The organism is Dactylosporangium sp. NPDC000555 (assembly GCF_040300025.1).
Lineage (GTDB): Bacteria > Actinomycetota > Actinomycetes > Mycobacteriales > Micromonosporaceae > Dactylosporangium.
The window spans coordinates 78,462-88,993 of the sequence record NZ_JBEPDB010000029.1 but is presented as its reverse complement, the minus strand read 5'-3'; the positions used below and the strand labels follow the sequence as shown (position 1 = coordinate 88,993).

The 10,532-nt window shown below is 73.2% G+C and carries 8 protein-coding genes; 2 read left to right on the top strand and 6 right to left on the bottom strand.

The window, feature by feature from the left end:
• Nucleotides 1-231: 231 nt before the first annotated feature.
• Entirely contained in the window at nucleotides 232-1,419 is a 1,188-nt protein-coding gene (locus ABT297_RS19460) for a DNA recombination protein RmuC (protein ID WP_350551229.1), read from the bottom strand.
• A 63-nt stretch (nucleotides 1,420-1,482) separates the two neighbouring features.
• Between ABT297_RS19460 and ABT297_RS19455 the strand changes: the two genes are divergently transcribed.
• Nucleotides 1,483-2,214 (top strand): hypothetical protein, encoded by a 732-nt coding sequence (locus ABT297_RS19455; RefSeq protein ID WP_350551226.1) that lies wholly within the window; start codon nucleotides 1,483-1,485, stop codon nucleotides 2,212-2,214.
• 49 nt (nucleotides 2,215-2,263) lie between these two features.
• Here ABT297_RS19455 and ABT297_RS19450 read toward each other — a convergent pair whose 3' ends face one another.
• From ABT297_RS19450 to ABT297_RS19430, 5 genes are all read right to left on the bottom strand, one after another.
• Nucleotides 2,264-4,033 (bottom strand): tetratricopeptide repeat protein, encoded by a 1,770-nt coding sequence (locus ABT297_RS19450; RefSeq protein ID WP_350551224.1) that lies wholly within the window; start codon nucleotides 4,031-4,033, stop codon nucleotides 2,264-2,266.
• 204 nt (nucleotides 4,034-4,237) lie between these two features.
• Nucleotides 4,238-6,019, bottom strand: coding sequence for an ABC transporter ATP-binding protein (locus ABT297_RS19445; protein ID WP_350551221.1), 1,782 nt, complete (start codon nucleotides 6,017-6,019; stop codon nucleotides 4,238-4,240).
• The gene (locus ABT297_RS19440) at nucleotides 6,012-7,787 is read right to left on the bottom strand and encodes an ABC transporter ATP-binding protein (RefSeq protein WP_350551219.1); all 1,776 of its coding nucleotides are present in this window, start codon (nucleotides 7,785-7,787) and stop codon (nucleotides 6,012-6,014) included. The genes ABT297_RS19445 and ABT297_RS19440 overlap by 8 nt, the downstream gene beginning before the upstream one ends.
• 42 nt (nucleotides 7,788-7,829) lie before the next feature.
• Nucleotides 7,830-8,282 (bottom strand): methylated-DNA--[protein]-cysteine S-methyltransferase, encoded by a 453-nt coding sequence (locus ABT297_RS19435; protein WP_350551244.1) that lies wholly within the window; start codon nucleotides 8,280-8,282, stop codon nucleotides 7,830-7,832.
• A 44-nt stretch (nucleotides 8,283-8,326) separates the two neighbouring features.
• On the bottom strand, nucleotides 8,327-9,781 hold the full coding sequence (locus ABT297_RS19430) for an AlkA N-terminal domain-containing protein (protein ID WP_350551216.1): 1,455 nt from the start codon (nucleotides 9,779-9,781) through the stop codon (nucleotides 8,327-8,329).
• A 120-nt stretch (nucleotides 9,782-9,901) separates the two neighbouring features.
• On the opposite strand from ABT297_RS19430, the gene ABT297_RS19425 reads away from it, so the two are divergent.
• Nucleotides 9,902-10,471 (top strand): hypothetical protein, encoded by a 570-nt coding sequence (locus ABT297_RS19425; protein ID WP_350551213.1) that lies wholly within the window; start codon nucleotides 9,902-9,904, stop codon nucleotides 10,469-10,471.
• Nucleotides 10,472-10,532 lie beyond the last annotated feature (61 nt).

The window sequence follows — 10,532 nt, the reverse complement described above, 5'->3', positions numbered from 1 at the left end:
TTCCCCGCGCCGGCCGCTTCGCCCGGTCTGGCTCGGCCCCGCGCCGGGCGCTTCGCCCGGTCTGGCTCGGCCCCGCGCCGGCCGCTTCGCCCGGTCTGGCTCGGCCCCGCGCCGGCCGCTTCGCCCGGTCTGGCTCGGCCCCGCGCCGGGCGCTCGCGGCAGGAGCGGTCAGCGAGCGACGCGGCCCGAGTCGGCGTCGGCCTCGGCCGGGACGGCCCGGCGGGCGCGGCGTCACTGCGGCGGGTCCTCGCGGAGGGCGGCGAGCAGGGCCTTGTACTCGCTGTCGACCAGCTCCGGGGCCTGGAGCTGGCGCGGAGCCGCCTCGACCTGCGGTGGCGCGGGCAGCTCCTCGGCGCTCAGACCGAGCTCGGCCAGCTTGCGGGCGCTGACCAGAACCCTGGCCTCCAGGGAGCCAACGGCCCGGTTGTACGACGACACGGCCGTCGACAGCGACGTGCCGACCTTCGACAGGTGCTCGCCCATGGTGCTCAGGCGGGCATACAGCTCGCGGCCCGTCTGGTGGACGGCCAGGGCGTTGGACGTCAGGGAGTCCTGGCGCCACGCGTAGGCGATGGTGCGCAGCAGGGCGACCAGCGTGGCGGGTGTGGCGAGGACCACATTGCGGGCGAAGGCGTGCTCGAGCAGGGCCGGGTCGTGCTGGAGGGCCGCGTCCAGGAACGTGTCGGCGGGGACGAACAGGACCACGAACTCGGGTGCCGGCTCGAAGGCCGACCAGTACGACTTCGCGGACAGCGCGTCGACGTGGGTGCGCAGGTGGCGGGCGTGCTGGGTCAGGCGGGCCGTGCGGGTCTGCTCGTCGGGGGCCTCCAGCGCCGACAGATACCCCTCCAGGGGCGCCTTCGCGTCCACCACCACCTGACGGCCCCCGTGCAGGCGCACGATCAGGTCGGGGCGCACCACGCCGGCGTCTGTGGCGACGCTCACCTGCTCCTCGAAGTCGCAGTGCTCGAGCATCCCGGCGGCCTCGACGATGCGGCGCAGCTGGTGCTCGCCCCAGCGACCGCGGACCGTGGGGGCGCGCAGGGCGGCGACCAGGCGGTGGGTCTCGGTGCGCAGCTCGCCGGAGACCTCGTGCATGGCACGCACCTGCTCGCGCAGCGACTCATACGCGCCGACGCGGTCGCGCTCCAGCTCCGCCACCCGTCGCTCGTATCGCAGCAGCGCCTCGTGCAGCGGCGTCACCGCGTCGGCCACGGCGTCCTGGGTCTGGCCGCGGGCCTCGAGGGTCAGGCTGCGCAGCGACGCCTCCAGGCGCGCCTCGCCATCGCGGGTCGCTTGCAGCGTGGCCTGCAGTTTTGCCACGTCGATGGCGGAGCGTGACCGAGCGACATACCAGCCGAGGGCGGCGCCGGCGAGGAGGCCGATGAGCAGGAGGAGGAGATCCACGCTATTCAGCATGCCGTAGGGGTATGACAGAAACCGGTACCGTCGACGCATGGGTTACTCGTCCTGGTTGGAGTGGTGACGGTGTTCGGCTTCGGGCGCAGGAAGCGCGAGGCGCAGCAGCTGGCCGATGCGCGGGAGGAGGCGCTTCGGTGGTATGAGCGCCTCGGTGGGCAGCTGATGAACCTCTCCGGCGAGGAGCCGGCGGTCAAGCAGGCGCTGGTGGACGCGAGCGAGCGGTACAACGCCGCGGGCGGGCAGCTGGAGCGGGCGACGAGCCTGAAGCAGTACGACCTTGCCCGCGAGACCTCGCTGGAGGGGCTCGCCTACATCCGGGCGGCCCGCACCGCGATGGGCCTCGACGCGGGGCCCGACCTTCCGGCGCTGGCCGGCGCGCGGGCGGGGCAGATCACCAAGGAGCGCGAGATCGCCGTCCAGGGGCACACGTATCGCGCCAGCCCCCAGGCCGGCGACACGACCCCCTACTACTACCCGGGCGGCGCGGTCGCGGGCCGCGGCGTCCCGGCCGGTTGGTACTCCGAGCCCTGGTGGAAGACGGCCCTCGTCGCCGGCGCGTGGGGCATCGGCTCGGTCCTCGTCTTCGACGCGCTGTTCAACTCGAGCTGGGGTGACCACGGCTACGACGCCGCGTACAACGCCGGCTTCGATCAGGGCCTGGACCAGGGCTACGACCAGGGCTTCGACCAAGCCGTCGGCGACGGCGACTTCGATGGTGGCGACGGCGGAGACGGCGGCGACTGGGGCGACGCGGGCTTCGGCGACTTCGGCGACTTCGGCGGCGACTTCTAAGCGGGGATCCGGGCGCTGCGGCGCCCGGACAATCGCGGTGCCGAGAGCCTCAGTAGCGGTGCGCCCCGCGGAACGCCTGCTCGGCCAGGGACAGGTCCGACGCCGCGGCGCGGGCGAAGGGGCTCGTCGGGCCGAGGAGCTCGGCGTAGACGGTCTGGGCCGCGCGGTACTCGGTGATGGCCTCGTCCAGCCGGCCCAGGTCGTGCAGCACGCTCGCGAGGCGGTGGCGCGAGACGGCCGTGTCGAGGTGGACCGGGCCCAGCAGGCGCAGCCGGCTGCCGAGGACCGCCCGGTGCTCGGCCTCGGCGTCCGGGAGCCGGCCCGCGTGGTGCAGCGCCGACGCGAGCAGGCTGCGGCTCATGAGCGTGTCGCGGTGCTCCGGGCCGAGCAGCTGGGCCCGGGCACGCATGACCGTGCGGTGCTCCTCGATCGCCCGGTCGAGCTCGCCCATGTCCTGGTAGACCTTGGCGAGGTTGCTGCGCGAGATCAGCGTCTCCTGGTGGCCGACGCCCAGCACGCGCGTGCGCGACTCCAGGACCCGCTGGTGCTCGGCCTCGGCCCGGATCAGGTCACCCAGCTGGTGGTAGATCGTGGCCAGGTGACTGCGGCTGGTCAGCGTGTCCGGGTGGTCCTCGCCGAGGATGCGCATCCGCGCGGTGAGCGCCTCGTCACACTCGACGAGGGCCTCGGCCAGCCGGTCCAGGTCGCGCAGGACGGTCGCGTGCTGGTCGCGGGCGGTGAGCGTGTCCGGGTGGTCCCAGCCGAGGGCGTGGGCGCGGGCTTCGACGATCTCGCGGTACGCCTCCTCGGCCTCCTGTAGCTGCCCGCGCCAGTGCAGGTCGGTCGCGCGCTGCCAGGTCGCGGAGTCGTCGTAGACGTGGGGCGTGGGGGAGGGGCGGCGGCGTGGCTCCGGGGCCGGCCACCCGACCGGGTCGGTCGCGTTGTCGAGGTGGTCCGCCATGGGAGCGCCGTAGAAGGCGTCGTCCACGCGGGCCGGCTGCTGGACGGGGATCGAGATCGGCGGCTGGGGATGCGGCGGCTGGGGCGGGGCGGTCGGGCGGCTCGGGATCCGCACGGGCTCGAACACGTCCGGCTCGTCGAGGACCTCGGCCGGCACGTCGATCGGGGACTCGTGGTCGCGCCGGCGCAGCTCGTGGCGCAGCGAGACGATCGCCTCGGAGATGGCGTCGGAGTGGTCGCCGATCCGCCACGCGACCACGGCCACGGGCCGGTCCAGCGCGGTGCTCAGCTGCCGGACGGAGCTCAGGATCGGGTCGTCCGGGGAGGCGTTGACGATGACCAGCGCCGCCTGGAACGCCGCGGTCGGGCCGACCAGCAGCGCCTGCAGGGTCGCCTGCATGCGCGCGATGGAGAAGCCGGTGCCGGCCCGGACGTCCACGATGATGTGCGCCTCGGACATGGCGATGGGGCCGAGGAAGTACCCGAAGACGGGCTGCAGCTTCTGCCCCTCGCGCCCGGCGGCCTCGTAGAGCGCGGCGTTGGCGCCCTCGTGGTAGGCGATCGCCTGCGGGGCGTGGCCGCGGATCAGCTGCACGAACCGGTCGTAGGCGCCCTCGGCGTCGCCGTCCTGCTGGGCCCGGCCGGCGGAGGCGAGCCGCTCCTCACGATCGCCGGAGCGAACCACGATCGCGCCGCCGGACAGCCCCGCCAGCCCGACCAGCACGCCCGCGCCCACCAGCGCCGCGGCGCCGGCGGTGCTGCGGAACTGCACCGTCGTCAGCACGCCCAGGGCTACCAGGGCGAGCCCGACGAACACGACGAGAAATCGGGTCTGAGCACTCCATCGTCCGCCAGTCATCGGTCCTCTTCACTCGCGACGTTCGACCCCGAGAAACCTCCGACGTTCAAACCCGAGAACCTCCCGAAGATCACTGCGGGCGACTAGCCGAGATCCGTAGCGTGACGCGAATCCTCCCACGAACCGTGGCGTCCACGGTAGATCGACGCCGCCGAGCCCGCCATTCATGCCGGTCGGCCGGGGGAGCTGTCAATTACCCGACACTCACAACAGCGAGTCGCGCCACTGCGCGTGCAGCTCCGCGTAATGCCCGCCGCCGCCGATCAGGGCGGACGGTGGCCCGTCCTCGACGATGCGCCCGCCGGACATGACCAGCACCCGGTCGGCGATCTCCACCGTGGACAGCCGGTGCGCGATCACCAGCGCCGTCCGGGATGCCAGGATCGTCCGCAGCGCCCGCTGGACCTGCCGCTCGCTCGGGATGTCCAGCGACGACGTCGCCTCGTCGAGAATCAGCACCGCGGGGTCGGCCAGGAAGGCCCGCGCGAAGGCCACGAGCTGGCGCTGCCCGGCCGAGAGCCGGCCGCCGCGCTTGCGCACGTCGGTGTCGTATCCGTCGGGCAGGGCACGGATGAACGCGTCCGCGCCGATCGCGGCCGCTGCCGCCTCGACCTCGGCGCGCGAGGCCCCCGGCCGGCCGAAGGCGATGTTGGCGGCGACGGTGCCGGAGAACAGGTAGTTCTCCTGGGTCACCATCACGATCGCGCGGCGCAGGTCATCCTCGGCGAGCGAGCGCAGGTCGACGCCGTCGAGCGTGACGCTGCCCCCGGTCGGGTCGTAGAACCGGGCCACGAGCTTGGCCAGTGTCGACTTCCCCGCGCCGGTCGCGCCGACCAGCGCGACCGTCTGCCCGGCCGGCACGAGCAGGTCGAGCGCCGGCAGCACGGGCCGCCCGGTGTCGTAGGCGAACGAGACGCCGTCGAAGGTCAGCTCGCCGCGCGGGTCGGCCAGGCGCACCGGCGAGCGCGGCTCGGGCACGGCCGGCCGCTCGTCGAGCACCGCCGCCAGCTTCTCCAGCGCGGCGGTGGCCGACTGCAGCGTGTTGTAGAACTGCGACAGCTCCTGCATCGGCTCGTAGAAGCGGCGCAGGTACAGCAGGAACGCCGCCAGCACGCCCACCTCGGTGCGCCCGTGCAGCACCCGCCAGCCGCCATAGGTCAGCACCACCGCGATCGAGACGTTGCCGATCGTCTTGATGGCCGGCGAGTACGTCGCGACGAGCCGCTGCGCGTGCACGCTCGCCCGCCGGTAGTCGCCGTTCACCGCGGCGAAGATCTCGTCGTTGCGCCGCTCGCGACGGAAGGCCTGCACCGCGCGGATGCCGCCGAGCGACTCCACGAAGTGGATGATGACCAGCGCGATCGTCTCCCGGGTCCGGCGGTACGCCCGCGCGCTGGCCCGCTGGAACCAGCGCGACAGCCACAGCAGGAACGGGAACGACGCCAGCGTGACCAGCGCCAGCGGCGGGTCGAGCCAGAGCAGGATCCCGGCCACGGACAGCACCGACAGCGCGGCGAGCACCAGGTCGTCGAGGGCGCCGTCGACGAGCTCGGAGATGTTGTCCACGTCGCTGGTGAGCCGCGCGATGACCCGGCCCGACGTGAACCGCTCGTGAAAGCCGATGGACAGCCGCTGCAGGTGGTCGTAGACGCGGGTGCGCAGGTCGAGCAGCACGGCGTTGCCGACCCGGCCGGACATCGCCAGAAACGCCCGCCGCGTGCCGAACTCCAGCACGGTGGCCAGCCCGAACAGCGTGGTCACGAGCACGAGCGCCGGCGGGTGGCCGATGCCCCGGTCGATGCCCAGCTTCACCAGATACGGCCCGGCCATTCCGGCGAGGTTCTGGGCCAGCAGCAGTGCGACGAGCGCGGCGATCGCCAGGCGGTGGGGGCGCAGCAGCGAGCCCAGCAGCCGCCGGCTCGCGACGCGCTGGGTCGGGTCGGGCTCCTCCGTCGCGGTGCCCCGCCATTGCTGGACGTCAAGCATCGACGACGTCCTGCCGGGCAAGCACGTCCCGGTAGCCGGGGCACGAGGCGAGCAGCTGCGAATGGGTCCCGATCGCGGCGATCCGGCCGCCGTCGAGGAACGCGACACGGTCGGCCAGCGCGATGGTCGAGGGCCGGTGCACCACGAGCAGCGCGGTGGTCCCGGCGAGCACCGTGGACAGCGCCGACTCGACCAGGGCCTCGGTGTGCACGTCGAGCGCGGACAGCGGGTCGTCCAGCACCAGCACCCGTGGGCGGCCGAGCACCGCCCGGGCCAGGGCGAGGCGCTGTCGCTGCCCGCCGGACAGCGACAGGCCCTGCTCGCCGATGCGGGTGTCCAGGCCCCATGGCAGGTCGTAGGCGAAGCGCGCCTGCGCGATGTCCAGCGCCTCGGCGATCTCGGCCTCGCTGGCGTCGGTGCGGCCCAGGGTGAGGTTCTCCCGCACGCTCATCGAGAACAGCGTCGGGTCCTCGAACGCGGTGCCGACGATGCGCCGCAGCGAGTCGAGCCCGATGTCGCGCACGTCGTGCCCGTCGATGGTGATGCTCCCGGCGTCCACGTCGTACAGCCGCGGCACCAGCGACACCAGCGTCGTCTTGCCGCTGCCGGTCAACCCGACGACCGCCACCGTCTCGCCCGGCTCGACCTCCAGGTCGATGCCGCGCAGCACCGGCCGGCCCGGCTCGTAGCCGAACTCGACGCCCGTGAAGCGCAGCCGCCCCCGCGCCGTGGACAGCGAGACCGCGCCGGGGCGGTCCGCAATGGACGGCTGGGCGTCCATGACCTCGTAGATGCGCGCGGCCGCGCTCATCGCCTCCTGCGCGTTGGCGACGATCCAGCCCAGGATGTCGATCGGCCAGACCAGCATCACCTGCAGCGCGACGAACGCGACCAGCGTGCCGACCGTCAGCCGCCCCTCGGAGACCGCGACCGCTCCGGCGACGAGCACCACCGCGAGCGTGACGTTGGGCACCAGGTCGAACTGCGACAGCGTGCGCGCCACCATCCGGCTCTTGCCGACGCCGAGGTCGTGTACGTGCCGCGCACCGCCGGCGAACTGCGCGCTCATGTGGTCGCGCCGGCCGAACGCGCGGATCACCCGGATGCCCTGCGCCGACTCCTCGATGCGGGTGGTCAGGTCGCCGAGGGAGTCCTGCAGCTCGCGGGAGGCGGCGAAGTATCGTCCGGTGAACCGGCGCGCGATCAGGAACAGCGGGATCGCGCTGAGCGCCACGAACACGCCCAGCGGCCAGTACAGGTGGATCAACAGGACGGACACGGCGATGTACGTCGCGAGGTTGAGCACGAAGAAGAACAGCCCGAACGACAGGAACCGCCGGATCGAGGACAAGTCGGAGGTGGCCCGCGACAGCAACTGCCCGGACTGCCAGCGGTCGTGGAACTCGATCGGCAGCCGCTGCAGGTGCGCGTAAAGGTCCTCGCGCAGCCGGGCCTCCATGCCGACCGACGACGCGGACTGCGCCCAGCGGCGGATGAAGCTCAGCGCGCCCTCGCAGACGCCGAGCGCGACCGCGAGCGCACCGAGCAGGAACAGCCCGCGGGTGTCGCCGTGGCGTACCGGCCCGTCGACCACGCGCTGGATGAGCAGCGGGATGGCCAGGCTCGCGGCGGTGGAAAGCACGGCGGCGACCATCGACCAGGCGGTGAGCGCGTAATACGGCTTCAGGTAGACCCGCATGCGCCAGAGGGCGTCGGCCCGGCCCCGGATGGACCGCCGCGCCTCGGCGGGCGCGGCGGTCGTCGGCATGGGTCAAACGTACGTGCGAATCACATCGGCGCCAACCGATATTCAGATGGCTTCATGATCGAGCAGCCACCGCTTGACCGGCAGGCCCCAGCGGAACCCGCCGAGCGTGCCGTCCAGGCGCAGCACCCGGTGACACGGCACGAACAAGGCCGCCGCGTTGCGCGCGCACGCCATCGCGGCCGCGCGCACCGCCGCCGGCCGCCCCGCCCGCGCGGCGAACTCGGTGTAGGTGACCGGCGCCCCGGCCGGCACCTTGCGCAGCACCTCCCACGCGTGGTTGAGGAACTCGCCGCTGTGCTGCCGCACGGGCACGTCATCGATCGCCGTGAGGTCACCGTCCACATAGGATTGGAGCGCCTTCGACGGCAGGCCCAGTTGCCCGCGATGCTTCGGTTGCCCGGTCAGCCTGGCCGTCGCCGGCGTCAGCAGCGCCAGCGCGCGCACGTCGCTCGTCCAGCCGCTGGCCAGCACGGCCTCGTCCGCGTCGACGATCATCGTGAAGGGGCCGGCGGGGGTGTCGGTCGTCGTGTAGTACGTGCTCACTGCATCCTCCAGAGTCGGATCGCGGCGTAGGAACGCCAGGGCCGCCAGCGCTCGGCGTGCGCGGCCAGGGTCTTCGGTGTGTCGGGCAGCCCGGCGGCCCGCGCGCCGCGCAGCACCCCCAGGTCGGTCGGCAGGAACGCGTCCGGGTCGCCGAGGGCACGCATCGCGGTGTACTGCGCGGTCCAGTCCCCGATCCCGGGCAGCGCCCTGAGTCGCTCGACGGTCTCCGCGCGGTCCCCGCCGCCGTCGAGGTCGAGCTCGCCCGTGGCCACCGCGGCGGCCAGCGTGCGTAGCGTGCGCCGGCGCGACTCGGGCATCGAGAACGCCTCGTCCGGCAGGGCCAGCAGTTCCTCCGCGGTCGGGAACAGCCCGGCGTCGGCGGCGATCAGCCTGCGCAGCACCGTGCGCGCCGCGGCGACCGAGATCTGCTGCCCGACGACGGCGCGCACCGCGATCTCGAAGCCGTCGGTCGCGCGGGGCACGCGTACCCCCTCCTCCTTGAGCACCACGGGCGCGAGGGCGGGGTCGGCGCCGAGCACCGTGTCCACGGCGACCGGATCGGCGTCGAGGTCGAACAGCCGCCGGCAGCGAGCCACCGCGGGTGCGAGGTCGCGCACGTCGGCCAGGTGCAGGGTGGCCGCGACATGGCCGGCCCGCGGCACGAGCGTGGCGCGCCCGGGTCCGTGCGGCAGGCGGAGATTGCGGTGGTACCCCTCGTCGTCGACCGCGTCGATGCCGTCGACCGCCCGATCACGCAGGAACGACAGCAGCGACTCGGCGTGCAGCGGCGCCCGGAACGGCAGTCGCACCGAGATCACGCCCTCGTCCTGCAAGGTCAGGTCCGGCTCGATGGGGCTTCGCGCGGACTGACCCGGAGCGGGCGCCGGCCGGCCGCGGCGGGCGCGCAACTGCGACGGGGTGCGCCCGTAGATCTCGCGGATGGTGTCGTTGAACTGCCGCACGCTGCCGAACCCGGCCGCGAAGGCGATCTCGGCCAGCCCGAGCCCGGTGGTCTCGATGAGCACCCGCGCGGTCTGCGCGCGCTGCGCCCGGGCCAGCGCCAGCGGGCCGGCACCCACCTCCGCGGTGAGCATCCGGTGCAGGTGCCGCTCGGTGTAGCCGAGCCGGCCGGCGAGCCCCGGTACGCCGTCGCGATCGACGACGCCGTCGGCGATGAGCCGCATGGCGCGCCCGACCACGTCGCCGCGCACGTCCCAGTCGGGTGAGCCCGGCGCCGCGTCGGGCCGGCAGCGCAGGCAGGCCCGGTAGCCCTCGCGCTGCGCGGCCGCGGCAGTCGGCAGGAAGCGCACGTTCTCCGCCTTCGGCGTGATCGCCGGGCAGGACGGCCGGCAATAGATCTTGGTCGACTTGATCGCGGTGACGAACACGCCGTCGAAGCGCGAGTCACGGCTGATCGCCGCCTTGCGACAGGTTTCGAAGTCGAGTTCCACGACTCCATCCTGCCCCGTGCGCGGGGCAGCGACTGGCGGTTTTCGGACGCGTATGTTCCGTCGCCCCGACCGCCTACTGTGGTGGCCACCGAACACGCGGAACACGAGACGGAGGCGCCGATGAGCGAGTACGGTTCCGGGCCTGAGACCGGCAGCGCACAGGGTGACGCGTCCCTCGCGCCGGCCGGTGGCGACGGGCCGGCGGACGAACTGTCCGCCGCTGAGCCGAACGTCGTCACGATGCACGGCGAGCACGGCGAGACGATCTACGCGATCGACACGGATGGCGACGGCACCGCCGACATCGTCGCGTACGACGACGACAGCGACGGCCGGGTCGACCGCTACGCGATCGACACCGATGGGGACGGCACCCTCGACACCGAGCTGCGCGACCTCGACGGCGACGGCCGGATCGACGCGGTGTTCATCGACACCGACAACGACGGCGACAAGGACGTGGCGGTGCTGGACACCAACGGCGACGGCCGGTTCGACCGGGTCGTGGCCGACCTCGACAACGACGGCAACATCGACACCGACGTGCGCGACACCGACCACGACGGCGTCGCCGACTACATCGCCCGCGACGTCGACGGCGACGGTCGCCGCGACTACACCGTCACCGACAGCGACCACGACGGGCGGTTCGAGACGGTGCGCTACGACGACCCTCTCGCGCAGGCCTAGCCCACGGAGAACCCGGAGTGTGAGGTGGGCCGCGACGCCGTGCAGGTGGAGGACTGACGGC